The organism is Vibrio sp. 2017_1457_13 (assembly GCF_030851525.1).
Classification (GTDB): domain Bacteria; phylum Pseudomonadota; class Gammaproteobacteria; order Enterobacterales; family Vibrionaceae; genus Vibrio; species Vibrio metschnikovii.
Window position 1 is genome coordinate 59,999 of sequence record NZ_VHTA01000001.1, and the last position, 17,922, is coordinate 77,920.

Consider the following 17,922-nt stretch of genomic DNA (forward strand, 5'->3'; position numbering starts at 1 on the left):
CAACAGGAGTGCGTGTGTGAATAAGGCAATTGAGGCCATAGGGGTCAAAAAAGGCTTTGATGGTACCCCAGTGTTAAAAGGGGTCGATTTCACCTTAAAACAGGGCGAAGTTCATGCGTTGGTTGGACAAAATGGGGCTGGTAAATCCACTTTGGTGAAATTGATCAATGGATTCCATACTCGTGATGGAGGAGAGATCCGACTTTTTGGACAAGCCGTCACTTTTTCATCACCCAAAGCCGCGCAGGCGGCCGGGATTGCCATGGTTTATCAGGATCTCAGCCTCGTTCCCACATTGAGTATCGCTGATAATATTTTTCTCAATCATCCAACCGCTTGTCGAAGCCTTATTTCTAACCGCACTCGTGAGCGTCAAGCCAAACCGCTACTGGAGTTGCTGGGGGTTGATATTGATCCGAGTCAACGAGTAGAGACCTTGAGCTTGGGGGAACAGCAATTGGTGGAGATCGCCAAAGCTCTCGCCTTGGATGCGAAGATTCTCGTTCTCGACGAGCCTACCGCATCGCTGTCTAACAACGAGATTAATGAGTTGTTTCGCGTGATTGAAAAACTCAAAGTGAGTGGCATCAGCATCATTTATATCACGCACTATCTGGCGGACATTCTGAGAATCTGTGACGCGGTGACCGTGCTGCGTGATGGTTATAGTGTGCTGCAAACATCGACATCACAGACATCGGTGGATGCCTTGGTCGAAGCCATGCTGGGTAATAAAAGTGATACTCAAATTGAATGGCGACGTCCGCAAGTGAATAACGAGGCAATACCCTTGCTGGAATTACGCGATGTGACGACGGAAGAACTTGAGGCGATATCTCTTAAAGTAATGCCGGGCCAAGTGGTGGGTTTGGCGGGTTTACTTGGTAGTGGTCGTACGGAAATTTTGCAAGCCATCTACGGCTTAACACCTTTAGTGAAGGGGGCGGTGCTGGTGGAGGGAAAACCAGTACGGATCCGTTCACCACGGGATGCGATTGAAAATGGTATCAATATGGTGCCAGAGGAACGGCGTTCTCAAGGCTTGGTACTTGATTTTTCGGTATCCGATAATCTACTGATGGCTTCCTTCGATCGTATTTCTCACGCGTTAGTGATTGATAAAAACGAAGGGCAAGGGATTGTCGATGCTGCGATTCTCAACTTGGGAGTAAAGACTTCCGGTGCTTCGCAGGTAGTGCGTTATCTCTCAGGAGGAAACCAACAAAAAGTGGTGATTGGTAAGTGTTTATCCACTCAAGCCAAAGTGCTGCTGCTCGATGATCCCACTTTTGGCATCGATATTAATGCCAAATACGAAATCATGAAAATCGTCAATCAATACGTCGAACAAGGCAATGGAGTGATTTTTGTTTCCAGTGAATATGCAGAAGTCGGCAGTTTTTGTGACGTGATTTATGTGGTGAATAAAGGTCGGATTGTAAAGCAAATCCAAGGACAACGAATGACAGAAGAGGAGTTACTGGCCGCGGTCCAGTGATAAGGAAATCAGCGATGAATGAAAAAACTATCCCAGCGCCAAAGGCAAAGCCGATTCAGTGGCGCGACTATATTATTTACTTTGTTTTTGTTGGTATCTTCATCTTTTTTTCGGTGATGTTACACGATAAGGGCTTTTTGAGTTCAGTCAATTTAATGAATATTGCTCGGCAAACCGCCACCATCGCGATCATGGCGGTCGGAATGACGTTTGTCCTCAGCGCAGCAGAAATTGATCTTTCATTTGGTGCAACAGTGGCCTTGGCTGCGATCGTTTCTGCACTGACTTTGCAAGAGACCGATAGTATTTTACTTGCGGTTTCTGCGGCGCTATTGGTTGGCACCATGATCGGTTTTATCAATGGTATTTTTGTCACTCAGGTAGGTATACCGTCTTTCTTAGTCACATTAGGTACCACAGGTATCATTACCGGTGTTGCTCGCTGGTCTACCTCTTTGCAATCGATTCCAATTGATAATGATACCTACGCTTTTATTTTTGGTTCGGGTGATATTGGCCCCTTCTCTGTGCTCTTTATCTGGACATTGCTAGTGATGGTAGTGGGGTCGTTTGTATTACGTAATACTACTTTTGGTAAACATGTTCTGGCAACGGGCGGTAATAAAGTATCGGCTATGTATTCAGGGATTAACGTTAATCGCATCAAACTGTATGTGCTGATGCTGAATGGTTTTCTTGCCGCTTTTGCAGGCATTCTTTATTCAGGTCGTCTTTATAGTGCACGTTACACTTTGGGAGAGAGTGACTTAATGCTGGTAATAGCCGCCGTCATTATCGGTGGAACGAGCTTGTTTGGTGGCAAAGGCACGGTGATTGGTTCGGTGATTGGTGCACTTATCATGGGAATGGTTAATAACGGGTTGATTTTGATGGGTTTGAACGTTGATCAACAGTTAATCCTACGTGGGATCATTGTTATTGTCGCGGTGACCTTCACCATGGGACAGATCCGTCAGTTGCGTAAAAAATAGCGGTATAAAAAATTAAGGAGAGAGACAATGGTAAGCCAACAGCAGATCACAGAGCAGATCGCTAAATGGAGTTTAAAGGAAAAAGTCGGTCAACTATTTATCTTGGCGTTTCCCGGTAAATCGGCTGAGGCAGCTCGGAAAATGATTGCTGAATACAACCTAGGTGGCTGCTATTTAAGCCAAGATAACGCAGAAACCTTTGCCGATGCACAAGCGCTAAACCGAGGTTTACAGCAGATCCTCGATCAACATCAGCGTTTGCCTTTGCTGTTGGGTGTCGACCAAGAAGGGGCATGGGGTGTGCTTGTGGGGGAATCGACCACAGGGCCTGGCAACTTAGCCTTAGGGGTTGCAGATCAAGCGGTGGGTACTGAACGTATGTATCAAGTGTTTGCCGAAGAGATGCGTGATGCGGGTTTTAATTGCATTCTTGGTCCCTGTTGTGATGTGAACTTAAACCCAGCATCGCCGATTATTGATACTCGCTCGTTTGGTGATCAGCCAGAGAAAGTTTCTCTGCACTCAGCGGCAGCGGTTCGTGGTTTACATCAAGGTGGCATTACCGCATGTGCGAAACATTTCCCCGGTCACGGTGATACGCATGGCGATACGCACCGCGATATTCCACGTGTAGACAAATCCTACGCTGAACTCAAACTCAATGACTTAGCGCCATTCCAAGCCGCAATTGATGCGGGTGTGGATCTGATGATGACCAGTCATATTCTCTATCCACAGTTGGATGCAAATGCGCCCGCAACCCTATCGGCGATGATTTTGCAGCAAGTGCTGCGTCAAGATATGGGCTTTGATGGTGTTATTATTTCAGACAGTATGAACATGGGCGCGATTGTAAACCACTACACGCCAGTGGATGCGGCAGTAAAAGCGATGCAGGCCGGTATCACTATGATTATGCTCTCTGAAGAACATTACGATCACTCCGAAGCTTATCTTGATAAGCAACTAGCGATGATTCACGGCGTAATCGATGCTGTTCAGCAAGGTGTGCTGGCAGAATCGGTGATTGATCAAGCCTTGGAAAAAGTCGTACGTCTCAAACTGGAAAAACTGGTGTCTATGGAACTATATGGTGAGTGGAACATTCTTAATAACCAGCAAGTGGCGGCCGACGTTTCTCAAGCCGCCGTGACTTGGGTGCGTGGTGGCTTAGATTTAAGTGACAAGAAACTTTACCTACTCAACGCGACTCCGTCATCCAGCTATCACAATTTAATGAACCCTCGCGGCATAGGCCCTAACCAAGCGCTGCCCGCATTTAGCGCTTTGTGTCAGGCATTAAATGCGCTTAATGCAGACTGGCAGCCGATTACCGTTGATCAGCTTGAGCAGAGCCAAAACGGGTATTTGGTGGTGGTGACCGAAAACCATCCATTACCGGGAGAGGATTTTGCCCAAACAGAAGCACAAGCCAGAGTGCAGCAATTGAGTCAGGATTTCCCCAATCTGGTGGTGCTTGCTTTACGCAGTCCTTACGACCTATTGCAATACCCACAAGTGCAGCACTATTTGTGCGCACACTCCGCAAGGCCAGAAAGCGCTTATGCAGCGGCACAAGTGTTAATCGGAAACGTGTCACCGGCTCAAGGCTGTGCAGTGAGTCGTGTCGCTTAGAGCATCATTATTAATCTATTAAACGATCCCGCTACTCATTTCTGAGTAGCGGCTAGCCTCCTAGTGCTCCATCACATAAGTTTTGAGCAGTTGAGATCTACTCCAAATCCGGTAGTTCATCTCGACAGATCATCAACTGAATGCTTCGAGCCTTACCCGCTTCACTTTTGATTAATTGCTTTGCCTTTAATTCTTTAATCATGCCATGTACGGTAGAAGATGCGATCTCAAAGTACGTAGCTATATCTGATTTTGACGGCGATACTTTGTTGATTTTCACATAGTAATAAATGAAGGCGAGGTATTGACCTTGTTTTATCGTATGCATTTATTTTATATCAATTTTAATTGATTTCATTATGCCTCAGTGATTTTCTTAGTTTAGTCGAAACTTATCTAAGAAATACAATGAATATCAAACATCTTGCTGAACTCACATCATCTGAAATTGAACAGCTAGAGCTCATATGTCGTAAAGGTAAACACAATGTCCGAAAGGTAAAGCGAGCTAAGTTGTGACTTCTTGCTGACAGAAAACAACATGCGACAGAAGAAATAATACAGCGTGTCGATGTTGATCCAAATGGCGAACCGAGAAGAGTGGCTGGATGTACATGAGATGATGGCACGTGTAGAAGAATACAAAGCTCATCTAGAGCTCAATGCTGACTTACCTCGACCAATGGTAAGCGGGCTTACAGTGAAGGTTATATCACTTACAGCGACCGCAGCCGAAATGTCTGTAAGTTAAGTAGTCTTCAATTTTAAAATCAATTCACTAAGAAGCTACATAATCTCTGATTTGCATGATAGCTCTTGGGCGAATACTACTGAATACGGTCTAGCATGGTGAGTAACGGATATCTTCCAATCGTCCCTTTACCAAGTAACGAATAAACAAAAGCCCGATGTTGAACATCGGGCTTTGTTGTTTTCGGAATCGACTGTCATCGGAAGGAGTTACCTAAGTTTAATCTCCAAGAGGCTGTCTTTCTAAACCGCCACGATAAGAGTCGAGGGCAACCTTGAGTCGGCGTAGTTTATCGCGAGAGCGTCGCTTATGATTAACTGCTAATGACATCGAAAGCACATCAACCAAAGCCAACATCGCGTAACGACAAGCGGATGGCTTGTAGATGAAATCTGTCTCTTGATGCTCGATAGGCAGAACCAAATCGGCTTGCTCGGTCAAAGGCGTGTTTTTCGGAGTAATCACAATGACTTTTACGCCGTACTGCTTTGCTAATTGCGCGGTTTCAATGATCGCAGGGGTATAGCCTGTGGCTGAGATCATCACTAACACATCGTTTGTGTCTGCAGTCGCCGCAATCATGCGCGATAACAAACCATCATTATACGCAACAACAGGATAGCCCAGACGGAACAAACGATGCTGCATCTCCTGTGCTGCAATGGTCGAACCGCCACCCATACCAATACAAATCACTTGTCTTGCGTTGTGTAGCCAGTTCACGGCAGTGTCGATATCTTCTTCAACAATCAAACGGTGGTTTACGTCAAGGGATTGCTTGATCGACTCATAGATACCTTGGTAGCCACTTTGATCGGGAGGCTCAAGGATGAATCGTTGTCCAACCGTTAAGGTTTGTGCCAATTTGATCTTCATATCTCGCACGTTTTTACAGCCAACAGCTTTGGCAAAACGGGTGATGGTGGCTTCACTCACTTCTGCGCTTTCTGCCAGTTCAGTAATGCTGGCATTGGCGGCAGTTTGAATGTCGTCCAGGATCAACTTAGCGACCTTCTTTTCGGCATCGCGCAGCGCACTGAAACGCTCAGTGATTTGCGAAATAATATCGATTTCTAAACTCAAGCTGTGTTCCTATCTTTTACATGGAGGCGATTGTTCCGCCTCTACAGGTTTGGCATGAAGTATAGCGAAAAGCTTCACTAAGCTCATCATCAGAAACATGTTTTCACCCAATGAGTGACTTGATATTCATCATCACAAACTGCCACGGCACGCCACTTATCAAATGTTAAACATGGATGAGAGGTTGAGAAAGCAATTATATCACCCACTTGAAGGTCGCTGTTTGCGTCTACTTCGATGAAGGCGTGCTGATCCATCACTGCGGTAGTTACCGCACTTTCAATAGAGATTGGCTCACCATCGCGGTATGCGCGTTCAGGGATTGGTAATCCGGCATCAAATGCAACGTCACGTTTACCGAAGCCAGCAACTAGTTTAGTTGGTTCAGGGCGAGAAATGACATAAGCCCAAAGCTCTAAAGCCGATTCCAAATCACCACCTAAATCACACGCTGCCCCTTGGTTGTTTTCAGCTCGCTGCATGACTTTGTTTTGTGCGTCTAGGTAAATGCCTGTGTCATGAATCGCGTAGCAACCTGGGCGAATGATGGCGTCAAAATCTTCTAGGTTGGCGAAGCATTCGGAAACCACGTCATACCAAGCAGAGCCTGCGCCAGTAACCAGAGGTTTGGACTCAATCAACTTTTTGCTTTGTAGCTGAGCTGCGATGTCTAATGTGGTGTTGAGGAAGTCACGAATGTCCTGTTCAGCATTGTCACCATGAATGACGCCTTCGTAGACCTCGATACCTTTGAGCGTAAGATGAGGTTGCTGGTGGATGAGAGTAGCGAGTTCAACCACATCTTGCTGGTTTCGGCATCCACAGCGACCGCCTTCGACACCAAACTCAATCAGTACATTAAGCGGCAATTGATGTTCAGCGAACGCACGTTCTAGCGCTTTGACGTTTCGGCTTGAGTCCACACAGCAATAGAAGTTGATCCCATGGGATTTAATCAAGTTGGCGATGATGGTCATATTCGCGCGCCCCACTAGTTGGTTCGCCATGATGATATTTTTCGCTCCGCCGAGAGCCGCAATCTCTGCCTGAGCCGGCGTTGCTACGGTAATGCCCCAAGCGCCGTTTTCTAATTGCTGCTGAAAGAAAGCAGGCGTCATGGTGGTCTTACCGTGCGGTGACAGCTTCACTTTGTGTTGATTGGCGAAACGCTGCATCCAATCGAGGTTGTTCTTTAATGAAGAAGATTTGATCACCGCAGCGGGCAGGGTGATCTCTTCATGGATCAAACTGTGTAATCCTGCCGAATTGCCCGCAACAGGTTGAGCCTTTTCTCCGTAACCTGGCGTGGTAACAAACTCATTATGATAGTTTTTATCACACTTTTGGCGATTGTCTTTCATAGCGCACCTACTTCTAACATGGTTTAACTGATTGATATTAAGTGTTTGTTGCTAACCACCATAAACAATATGTTAAAAAGTATCAAACAAATCTGATTTTTTTGTGTGTTTCTTCACTGTTTAAATTTCAAGAATTATTAAGATGGAATCATGTTAACTACGGACGAAGAGAGTGAAGTATGCTGTTCGACACCATTATCAAAAGCGTAGAGGTATTTGACGGTACAGGTGCAGCACCATTCATGGCTGATGTTGCAATTCGTCAAGATCGTATTGAGCAAGTAGGTCAGCTAGACGAGCTTTCTGCAAAGAAGGTTATCAACGGTCAAGGTCTTGCGTTGGCTCCGGGATTTATTGATGTGCACACGCACGATGACATCAATGTGATTCGTTACCCTGATTGCTTAGCAAAGATTAGCCAAGGCGTGACGACGGTAATCGTAGGCAATTGCGGAATTAGCGCAAGCCCTGCGGTACTCAGTGGTACTCCGCCAGACCCAATGAATCTATTGGGCAAGCAGGAAGATTTCAAATACCCAACTTTTGCGGAATATGCGAAGGCGGTACAAGCGGCTAGCCCTGCGGTTAACGTCGCGGCGTTAGTCGGTCACACAACATTACGTAACAATGTGATGGACGATTTACTGCGCACGGCAACCGATGAAGAAATCGACCAAATGCGCCAAACATTGACGCAAGCGATGAAAGAAGGGGCATTGGGTTTGAGCTCGGGTCTTGCTTATGCGAGTGCCAAACAAGCGAACGCGGACGAAGTCATGCGCCTAGCGGAAATTCTCGGTCATCACGGTGGTATCTACACCACACACATGCGCACCGAGTTTGAAGAAATCATCAGCGCAATGGAAGAAGCTTTTGAAACAGGGCAGTACGCCAAAGTGCCAGTGGTGATTTCTCATCTTAAATGTGCAGGTGCAGGCAACTGGGGACGTACGGTAGAAGTGCTGGATTTGATGGACAAGGTTTCTGAGCATCAAGACGTGTCTTGCGATTGCTACCCATATTCCGCTAGCTCTTCGACACTGGATTTAAAACAGGTTACGGATGAAATTGATATCTTCATTACCTGGTCTGAAAGCAAACCAGAGCACGCTGGCAAGATGCTGAAAGACATTGCTGACGAGATGCATCTGCCTCTTATGGAAGCGGCAAAAGCGTTGCAACCTGCGGGCGCGGTTTATCACTGCATGGTTGAAAGCGACGTTAAACGTGTACTTAAGTATAAGTTGACCATGGTGGGCTCAGATGGATTACCAAACGACCCGCATCCACATCCACGTTTGTGGGGCACATTCCCGAAAGTCTTGGGGCATTACTGTCGTGAAGAGCAGCTTTTCCCATTGGCAGAAGCGATTCATAAGATGACGGGTATGTCTGCCACACGTTACCAATTAAAAGATCGTGGAGAAATAAGAGTAGGCGCTTACGCAGATTTGGTTTTATTTAACCCAAATACAATTAAAGATACTGCAACGTACGAAAATCCAATTTCCGTCGCGCAAGGTATTGAATCTGTATTTGTAAATGGTGAGCTATCTTATTTAAAAGATAAAGTCACCGACAATAGAAATGGTGTATTTATTTATAGAAATAACACCTATCAATAATTTATAAAATTAATTAATTTTATAAATTAAGCATTATCACTGGAGAATATTATGTCAATTAAACGTTATGGTGTAGAAGGTGGCATAGGTACTGGCGGTCAACATTTACCATTTGCACGTGCAACAGAAGCGGGTGGCTTCTTATATGTATCAGGTCAAACACCAATGATTAACGGCGAAGTGGTAGAAGGCGGCATCGTTGACCAGTCTCGCTTAGCGATTCAAAACTGCGTCGATATTATGGAAGAAGCAGGCTACAAGCTAGCCGACGTGGTACACGTAAAAGTGGTACTCACAGATTCTCGTTATTTCCAGTCGTTTAACAAAGTATTCAGAGAGTTCTTCGGTGATCACCCACCTGCACGTATTTGCATGGTGTGTGATCTCGTGGTGGACGTGAAAGTTGAGGTCGATGTGACTTGCTATCGCGAAGATCGCCGATAGAAATCACACTTTACCTAATTAAATAAAATAGAGTGCCGGAAATAATTACTTTCTTGTTATTACCCTTTCGGCACTCTCATTCCCTACATAAATATAATTTCATAAAGCAGTAGTGCGTAATATATTTAGTGAAAGCTATAAAAATAAAATTAGATAATATATGGAATAAAATCTAATACTTGCTGCTGGAATTATATCAATCTGAAAGATGGATTTTATATAAGAGGTGTTCAATGAACAGTACACTATTTCTTACCGGCTTCGGTGCGTATGTCTTATTTTTAATTTGGTTGGGGTGGTTTGTTTCTCGTAACCAAAAATCAGGTGAAGACTTTCTACTCGGTGGTCGAAGCTTACCTCTGTTTCTCGTATTAGGTACCACGATAGCAACCATGGTTGGCACGGGCTCAAGTATGGGCGCGGTCGGCTTTGGTTACTCAAACGGTTGGGCTGGTGCGCTTTACGGCATTGGCGGTGCAATTGGTATTTTACTATTGGCGCTGTGGTTTGCACCGGTTCGTAAACTTAACTTCATGACGATGAGTGAAGAGCTTGCCTACTACGTGGGTGCAAACCGCATCGTAAAGAACGTGGTTGGTCTGCTTATCTTTATCGCTTGTATTGGCTGGCTGGGCGCACACATCCTTGGGGGTGGTATGTATTTAGCGTGGATTGCCGATATTGAGCTCAGCACTGCGAAGATGATTATCGCAGCAGCGTTTACCATTTATGTTGTGATTGGCGGTTACACTGCCGTAGTTTGGACGGATACCATTCAAGCCATCATCTTGTTTGTCGGCTTCATTCTAATGGCGGTACTGTCTGTGCAGCACATAGGTGGTTTAGACAACCTTTATTCTGCTATGGACCCAGAAGCAGTTAGCTTCCTTGCGATTGATAAGCTTGGTTTAATTCCTGCGGTTTCTCTTGCTGTCGTGATTGGTGTGGGTGTACTTGCAACGCCTTCATTCCGCCAACGTATTTACTCAGGTAAAGATGTATCAACCATCCGTCGTTCATTCGTGGCGTCTGGTGTGCTGTACTTGTTCTTCTCAATCATCCCAGCAGTTATTGGCATGGCGGCGCATACTATGAACCCTGAACTGAACAACGCTAACTTTGCTTTTCCGTATATCGCAGCAACGATATTGCCAGCAGGCGTCGGTCTTATTGTTCTGATTGCGGGCTTATCGGCAACCATGTCGAGTGCAAGTTCAGATGCGATTGCGGGCGTATCTATCTTACTGCGTGATGTTTACGTCATGTTCACAGGTCGCGTTCCAAACAAAGAATCCATGTTGAATTACTCTCGCTTGGCTTTGATTATAGTGATCGGTTGTGCATTGCTGTTCGCACTAACCTCGAACGACATCATCAGCTACATCACTAAGATGATCTCGACAGTCATGTCTGGTATGTTTGTCTGCGGTATGTTGGGTCGCTTCTGGAAGCGTTACAACTGGCAAGGTGCATTGGCAACATTGGCAGGCGCATCGATCGCTTCATTTGCAGTAATGATGAGCCCAGACCTGACCACTTTTTGGGGCAACCCAGTGATTCCATCTTGCTTATTTGCCCTAACCGCAGGTGTGGTAGTAAGCCTAGTGACTCCAGCTAACCAAGTTTCACCAGAAATAGCGAAAGCAATCCTTGATGATGAGCGTGCTCTGATGGAAATGGAATTGTCTGATAAAGGTCTTCTGGAACAAGATGCTTCTCTACAAAACCGCACAACTGCGGCAAATCAAAATGCTTAACAGAAGAGAGTTTCCGGCTCGATCGGAAACTCGTTCATAAGCGCCTGACAAACGGGTGGCTCCCCCGAGTCACCATTCTAAATCTATCCAAATTAGGTGAACGATGACGGATTCATCCCATACTAAAATTGCTTTCTTTGGCGAATGCATGATTGAACTGAGCGGCGACCCAATTCGCAAAGGCTTTGGGGGCGACACGCTCAATACTGCACTTTACCTCTCTCGCCTGACTAGTCAGCAACCTGTCCGAGTGTCTTACGCGACCGGTCTTGGGGAAGACGTACTTTCTCAAGAACTTCTGGAAAACTGGCAACAAGAGGGCATTGCAACTGATCTTGTCGAGATCTTCCCAGCTCAGTTGCCGGGGTTGTATATGGTGCAGACAGATCAAGAAGGCGAGCGCAGCTTTCTTTATTGGCGTGACAGCGCAGCTGTTAAAAGCTACTTCTCTACCTCTTCGCTCAATAAATTAGAGTCTGCGATTACGAACCAAGAACTGGATTACCTCTACCTAAGTGGCATCAGCATTGCGATTTTAAATGACGATAGCAAGGTAAGACTTAAAAAGGCGTTAAGTCTGTTCTCACAAGGTGGAGGCAAAGTTATCTTTGATAATAACTTCCGTCCTCAACTTTGGTCTGCAGAAGAGGCGAAACATTGGTACAGCCAAATTCTGCCTTTAGTCGACATTGCACTTATCACAGAAGACGATGATGTCTTAGTGTGGGGGGAAGAAGAAAGTGCCGAGCAGCGCTGCCTTAGCTTTGGCTGCCCAGAAATCGTGATCAAACGTGGCTGCGAACCATGCAAGCTGGTTTGGTCGCAAGGTGATGACAAACAAAACCTCAGGCATCAAAACATAGAAAAGCAAAGCACTTACGTAGCTGCCGAGAAGGTCGAGAAAGTGATCGACACCTGTGCTGCTGGCGATTCCTTTGCCGCTGGTTACTTGGCTGGGCGATTGACCGGACAAAGCTGTGAGCAGTCTGCTCAACTCGGTCACCGACTAGCCGCAACCGTTATTCAATATTCTGGCGCGATCATTCCAAACGACGCCATGGCTCATCTCATTCGATAATTTCCGAGAACGCATTATGTCCCAAGCAATGATTAAACTACTTCAGCAATTCAAAGTTATTCCAGTTATTCAAATCAACAAGGTTGAGCACGCGATCCCATTGGCGAAAGTACTAGTAGGAAACGGTCTGCCAGTCGCAGAAGTGACTTTTCGAACAGAAGCGGCAGCCGATGCGATTAAAGCCATGCGTGACGCTTATCCGCAAATGTGCATCGGTGCTGGTACGGTACTGACGCCAGAGCAAATTACCCAAGCGAAAGACGCGGGTGCAGAGTTTATTGTCGCGCCGGGGTTGAATCCAAATACGGTACGTCGCTGCCAAGAAATCAACATGCCAATCATACCGGGCGTGAACAGTCCAAGTCAGGTTGAACAAGCACTTGAGCTGGGTTTGACCTTCCTCAAATTCTTTCCTGCGGAAGCGAGCGGCGGTATTGCGATGGTGAAATCGCTACTGGCACCTTATGTCGATGTGAGTTTGATGCCGACGGGCGGTATTGGCAAAAATAACGTCAATGATTACTTAGCCATCGACCGTGTGGTTTGTTGTGGTGGTACTTGGATGGTGGCACCGAGCTTAATTGAAAACGAACAGTGGGACGAGGTTGGCAAGCTGGTTCGTGAAGTGGTGGAGTTGGTCGCATAACTCAAACAAAGTGTTTTGGCCGAGTCACATGCTTCTTTGAAACAGAGTGACTCGGGTTGAATAACAACGATAGGATGGCGCGGATGAACAAAGGAACATTAGTACTACTCATTTCAGGCTTAATCACAATTCCAACGGCAGCGATGGCGATGACTCCCAACACCGATCTTAACCTAATGCCTTACCCACAAAATGTAGAGCTGGGGCAGGGGAAAATCTCACTGGATAAATCCTTCAGCATTTACATCAAAGGCTACGATTCACCGCGGGTGCAGTTCAACATAAAGCGCACTATGGAGCGTTTATATCGCCAAACTGGCTTACCAATGTTGAACTGGTATGCCGAGTCGGAAAAAGACGCGACCTTGGTGATTGATATTCGCAATGCGCCGAAGTCAGAGGTGCAAGACATTAATAGTGATGAGTCTTATCAACTGGAATCGCGCAATGGTCAGATCATCATTCGCTCCGAACGCCCTTACGGTGCTTTCCATGGTTTAGAAACCTTTTTGCAGTTAGTGACTACGGATACGACAGGGTACTTTGTTCCTGCAGTGTCGATTCAAGATGAGCCGCGTTTTCCTTGGCGTGGTGTTTCTTACGACACTTCCCGTCACTTTATTGAACTCGATGTGATCCTTCGCCAACTCGATGCGATGTCATCAGCAAAAATGAATGTCTTCCATTGGCATATGTGGGATGACCAAGCGATCCGTATCCAACTCGATAATTACCAAAAACTGTGGCAAGACACCGCAGATGGTGATTACTACACCAAAGATGAAATCCGCTATGTGGTGAATTATGCGCGTAACCTTGGTATTCGAGTTATCCCTGAAATCTCTTTGCCGGGACATGCTTCGGCAGTAGCGCACGCATACCCTGAACTGATGTCTGGTATGGGCGAGCAATCTTATCCGCACCAACGTGGCTGGGGTGTGTTTGAACCGTTAATGGACCCTACCAATCCCGAACTTTACAAGATGCTGGCGAGTGTGTTTGACGAAGTGGTCGAGCTCTTTCCAGATGAGTATTTCCATATCGGTGGTGATGAGCCTAATTACCAACAGTGGAAAGACAACCCTAAGATTCAGCAATTTATCAAAGACAATAACTTAGATGGTGAGCGTGGTCTGCAATCGTATTTGAACACTAAGGTTGAACAAATGCTGGAAGCACGTGGCAAGAAGATGACAGGTTGGGATGAAATCTGGCACAAAGATCTTCCCACTTCGATTGTGATTCAAAGCTGGCAAGGGCACGACAGTATTGGTCGAGCAGCAAAAGAGGGCTACCAAGGTATTCTCTCAACAGGTTATTATCTAGACCAGCCTCAACCAACCAGCTATCACTACCGCAATGACCCAATACCGAAAGGAATTACGGTAGATGACCAACTATATCAAGATGAGAAATTCGCGACTTATGATTGGGTGAAACCGCGCAACAAAGGTGGTCCGCGTATAGGTAATCTAACCATTATTAAAGCGGCAGACGGCAGCTACCGTGCGTTTACCGATTACAACGGTAAGTCTCGCGAAGAGGTGTTCATCATTGAGTACCTACCGGGTGTGAAATTTAGAGGCCACTTCGATAACTTTATGTCTTATACCGAGTTCAATTATGACTTTGCGGATGGCAAGTTGAAAGATAGTAGTTACCAGTTGATTGGCAATGTTCGTTGGCCTACGACTGGAGAATTAGTGGCGAGCAGTGACATAGAAGGTAGTATAATTCCCGAGCCTAATGGCGGTTATCCGGCAGAACTGACCGAGAAAGAACAGCAGCTAATCTTGGGTGGAGAAATCACCATTTGGGGAGAGAACCTCGATTCAATGACCATCGAGCAACGTTTATGGCCGAGAAGCTACGCAATTGCTGAGCGTCTATGGTCGAGTCAAGACCTGACTGATGAACGCAGCATGTACAGGCGCATGAAGGTAATAGATACATGGTCTGAAATTTCCCTTGGCTTGCGTCATCATGCCGATGCCAATATGATGTTGAAACGTCTTGCCAATGGTGCGGACGAAACACCGCTACAAACGTTAGCGAAGTACATTGAGCCTACTCAATACTACGCTCGTCACTGGGAGAAGTGGATCTCTACACCAAACGAAGGCGATTTATACAACCAGTACGAACGATTAAACCGCTTTGCGGACGCATTACCAGTAGAAAGCCTAGCAGTGTACGAGATGCAAGATTTGGTCGTGGATTATGCTCAAGGTAATATAACTGCGTTGGATGTGTTAGCGATGCATTATCAAAATATTAAATTAGCGGCGCAGCAAGCCAAACCTATTTTCGCGGCAAATGTGGCGTCGGTAGAGACAGTGCCAGTTGCAGAAGCTGCCATTAAAGTTGCCGATTTAGGTTTAACCTTGATTAAACTTGCTAAGCAGGGCTGTGGTATGGGCCAATCTGATGCTGAAGCGTATCAACGCATCATCAATGAAAATGCGATTATTTTTGATGAAACCATTGTCGCTATTGTCGTACCAACTGAGCAGTTGCTTCACACTTTAACTGATTGATAATTAAAAGAGATTGCCGTCTGGTATCACAGGCGGAATCTTATCGGTTAAGCATTATTATATCTCCGAAAGGTTTTCTCATGACATTAAATGGTCACTTACATTTTTATGTGGGCACCTATACCGATTCACCAAGTCAAAGTCATGGTATCGCGTGTGTCTCTCTCGATTCGACTACTGGTTTACTGACAATCAATCACGACCTCGTGCCAGACGCGATGAGAACGACACGCAATCCGTCTTATCTTACGGTTACCGAACATGGCTTATACACCTTTAATGAAGTAGAACGTTTGGAAGGTGCAGAGCTGATTTTTGCTGAAAATACAGACAGCTATGCATTGCCAATTGAAGGCGACTATCCTTGCTATATCGACATCAAAGCCCCGCTACTTGCTGTGGCCAACTACGGTTCCGGCAATGTAAGTGTTTATCACATTGATGAGTATGGTAAACCGTTGAAATCTATTGCAGAATTATATGTGGAAGGCAGTGGTCCCAATATTGCTCGTCAAGCCTCGTCTCATGCGCATCAAGCAACGTTTCTTAATCACACCAAGCAACTTGCTGTGGTCGATTTAGGCACAGATAGTGTCTATTTTTATGACTTTGAAAATGATGGTGAGGCATGCAACTTTTCACTCACACAAAGCGTCGCTATGCCTGCTGGGTCAGGTCCTCGTCATTTGGTTTTCAACCGTGAAGAGTCTATTGCGTACGTGGTGTGTGAATTGTCCGAAACGCTGGTGGTACTTTGCAAGCACGACGAGCAATGGAATCTGACTCAGCAAGTTAAGCTGCTAGCCGATGAAGAAAACAAAGAAGCGGCGTCTGCGATTCGTCTCTCTGCGGATGAGCGTTTTGTCTATGTCTCATGCCGTGCGCAAAACGTGATCAGTACATTTGATGTCACGAGTAATATCCCGGTTCAAATTGCGATGTCCGATTGTGGCGGTAAGTTTCCAAGAGATTTTGTTTTATCCCGTGACGGGCAGTGGATGCTCGTTGCCAATCAACATTCGAATAATGTCGCTAGCTTTCATAGGAATCCGGAAACTGGCGCTATCACTCCAACCGGATACTCGTGTGATGTTGGTGCACCTGTGTGTTTGGTTGAGAAACAATAATTAAGAGAAATAACATGACAATTCATCGTATTAATCCATGCAAACGTTGGTCTGATGTTACGGTATTCAACGGCATTGCCAACTTTGTTGAGGTGGCAGAAGCAGATACCACTGCGGATATGAAAGGGCAAGTACAACAGATTTTCGACCAAGCTGAGCAAATGTTAGCCAATGTTGATAGCGATAAGTCACGCATTCTATCTGTGACGATTTACGTGACGGATTTTGCTAACTTCGATGCGCTAAACGAAGTATGGGATACATGGTTCCCTGAAGGCTGCGCACCAAGCCGTGCTTGCGTCAAAGTTGAATTGGCGAATCCTGAACTCTTAGTAGAAATGGCGTTTGTCGCTGCAGCAGGTGAGAAGTACCAATAACCACTCATCGTTAGCTCTTGTCGGGATAATAAAATGCCACTTGTATTGAACAGAGTGGCATTTTTGTTGATGTCTCTTTGGGCTTTTAGCTAGTTAGTGCGATCTAGTCTAATCGAGCGATTTCTTAGAGCGCAAAGAGGCGACGACTAAGCTCACCACGGTGAAAACAAGCACAAGATTGATGATAGATTTTCTAAACTACCCCTTCTTTCTCCTCTTGACTTCTCTAGCTGAAATCTCCTAATCTGGTTGCCTCATTTCTTTAGGAGAGTACGCCCACATGAATAACTGAGCCTGTTATCCATTTTTTTCATTTATTTTTGGATCAACAGGGTTAGTCGGCGTAGCTCACTTTCCGATCATTCTTTGCCTTATTACCCGCATAGCTCTTCAATCAGAGCGTGCCTTGGCTTTGAATCTCATTGTCGTTATAGCTTAGCGGCGGCGATTGTCTCTGACTTATAGGAGGCAAATTATGCCAGCTTTACAGGCTGAGAATATCAGCCATCAATTTACTAATGGCGATAGGCTGTTTGCGTCATTGTCGTTTACCATTAAAAGTCAGCGTATCGGTTTAGTTGGCCGTAACGGGGCGGGTAAGTCGTAATTTTTGAAAGGACACACCTAGAAAAGTGAGTCGTCCCAAAAAAGAGCACTGTATTTTTTACCTTATTACAGGTATCTGTCCTTTGATTTTCGTGGTGATATTGCTAAGCCAATTGATCTGACTGGGCAGGGGGTGACCTATCAAGCCATTTTTCGGATCAGTGATGTTAAGACTCTTTGGTACATAAGAAGCCACCACATAACGCTCGATGGCTACAGCTTGCACTTAATAGAGCAACGATCGGCAAGTTACGGATTGTGGATTTGGCTACCCTACTTAAATCGAATGGGTAACCGATGCGCGAATACGCCTTGTGTAATGGTCAACACCTTACCGCTGCGGATCAATGTCGATATCGAGGAAAACTTTGTGGATAGGGTGAAGCGGCTAATGGTTGAGTTACG

Annotated in this window: 14 protein-coding genes and 2 pseudogenes; 13 read left to right on the plus strand and 3 right to left on the minus strand. The window is 45.7% G+C overall.

The annotated features are described in order from the left end of the window. Positions 1 to 16: 16 nt before the first annotated feature. From FKN88_RS00295 to FKN88_RS00305, 3 genes are read left to right on the plus strand one after another with little or no spacing between them, the layout of a single operon-like run. On the plus strand, positions 17 to 1,498 hold the full coding sequence (locus FKN88_RS00295) for a sugar ABC transporter ATP-binding protein (protein ID WP_187985604.1): 1,482 nt from the start codon (positions 17 to 19) through the stop codon (positions 1,496 to 1,498). 14 nt (positions 1,499 to 1,512) lie between these two features. Continuing rightward, positions 1,513 to 2,490 (plus strand): ABC transporter permease, encoded by a 978-nt coding sequence (locus FKN88_RS00300; protein WP_154168511.1) that lies wholly within the window; start codon positions 1,513 to 1,515, stop codon positions 2,488 to 2,490. Positions 2,491 to 2,517: 27 nt separating this feature from the next. Then, on the plus strand, positions 2,518 to 4,125 hold the full coding sequence (locus tag FKN88_RS00305) for a glycoside hydrolase family 3 N-terminal domain-containing protein (RefSeq protein ID WP_154168509.1): 1,608 nt from the start codon (positions 2,518 to 2,520) through the stop codon (positions 4,123 to 4,125). 97 nt (positions 4,126 to 4,222) lie between these two features. Here the strand turns inward: FKN88_RS00305 and FKN88_RS17485 are convergent, their stop codons facing one another. Beyond that, positions 4,223 to 4,453 (minus strand): helix-turn-helix domain-containing protein, encoded by a 231-nt coding sequence (locus FKN88_RS17485; RefSeq protein ID WP_154168507.1) that lies wholly within the window; start codon positions 4,451 to 4,453, stop codon positions 4,223 to 4,225. A gap of 240 nt (positions 4,454 to 4,693) precedes the next feature. On the opposite strand from FKN88_RS17485, the pseudogene FKN88_RS17490 reads away from it, so the two are divergent. Next, positions 4,694 to 4,959, plus strand: a pseudogene (locus FKN88_RS17490) (hypothetical protein); the annotation flags it as partial. Between the two features lie 136 nt (positions 4,960 to 5,095). Here FKN88_RS17490 and FKN88_RS00310 read toward each other — a convergent pair. Next, positions 5,096 to 5,959, minus strand: coding sequence for a MurR/RpiR family transcriptional regulator (locus FKN88_RS00310; RefSeq protein ID WP_154168505.1), 864 nt, complete (start codon positions 5,957 to 5,959; stop codon positions 5,096 to 5,098). 89 nt (positions 5,960 to 6,048) lie between these two features. Beyond that, positions 6,049 to 7,320 (minus strand): amino acid deaminase, encoded by a 1,272-nt coding sequence (locus FKN88_RS00315; RefSeq protein ID WP_154168504.1) that lies wholly within the window; start codon positions 7,318 to 7,320, stop codon positions 6,049 to 6,051. Positions 7,321 to 7,499: 179 nt separating this feature from the next. On the opposite strand from FKN88_RS00315, the gene FKN88_RS00320 reads away from it, so the two are divergent. From FKN88_RS00320 to FKN88_RS00360, 9 genes and pseudogenes are all read left to right on the plus strand, one after another. Next, positions 7,500 to 8,945 (plus strand): amidohydrolase family protein, encoded by a 1,446-nt coding sequence (locus tag FKN88_RS00320; protein WP_187985606.1) that lies wholly within the window; start codon positions 7,500 to 7,502, stop codon positions 8,943 to 8,945. 51 nt (positions 8,946 to 8,996) lie between these two features. Continuing rightward, positions 8,997 to 9,389, plus strand: a complete 393-nt coding sequence (locus tag FKN88_RS00325; protein ID WP_072669333.1) for a RidA family protein — start codon at positions 8,997 to 8,999, stop codon at positions 9,387 to 9,389. A 233-nt stretch (positions 9,390 to 9,622) separates the two neighbouring features. After that, complete coding sequence (locus FKN88_RS00330) at positions 9,623 to 11,146, plus strand: sodium:solute symporter family protein (RefSeq protein ID WP_154168500.1); 1,524 nt, start codon at positions 9,623 to 9,625, stop codon at positions 11,144 to 11,146. 103 nt (positions 11,147 to 11,249) lie between these two features. Continuing rightward, entirely contained in the window at positions 11,250 to 12,224 is a 975-nt protein-coding gene (locus FKN88_RS00335) for a sugar kinase (protein WP_306687047.1), read from the plus strand. A 16-nt stretch (positions 12,225 to 12,240) separates the two neighbouring features. Next, a complete protein-coding gene (locus tag FKN88_RS00340) occupies positions 12,241 to 12,870 on the plus strand; it encodes a bifunctional 4-hydroxy-2-oxoglutarate aldolase/2-dehydro-3-deoxy-phosphogluconate aldolase (protein WP_306687048.1) in 630 nt (209 codons plus the stop codon). A gap of 83 nt (positions 12,871 to 12,953) precedes the next feature. Continuing rightward, positions 12,954 to 15,407, plus strand: coding sequence for a beta-N-acetylhexosaminidase (locus FKN88_RS00345; RefSeq protein ID WP_306687049.1), 2,454 nt, complete (start codon positions 12,954 to 12,956; stop codon positions 15,405 to 15,407). Between the two features lie 80 nt (positions 15,408 to 15,487). After that, on the plus strand, positions 15,488 to 16,534 hold the full coding sequence (locus tag FKN88_RS00350; protein WP_154168494.1) for a lactonase family protein: 1,047 nt from the start codon (positions 15,488 to 15,490) through the stop codon (positions 16,532 to 16,534). 14 nt (positions 16,535 to 16,548) lie between these two features. Then, entirely contained in the window at positions 16,549 to 16,911 is a 363-nt protein-coding gene (locus tag FKN88_RS00355; protein WP_154168492.1) for a RidA family protein, read from the plus strand. Positions 16,912 to 17,386: 475 nt separating this feature from the next. Beyond that, positions 17,387 to 17,515: pseudogene (locus FKN88_RS00360) on the plus strand (elongation factor 3); the annotation flags it as partial. Between the last annotated feature and the right edge of the window lie 407 nt (positions 17,516 to 17,922).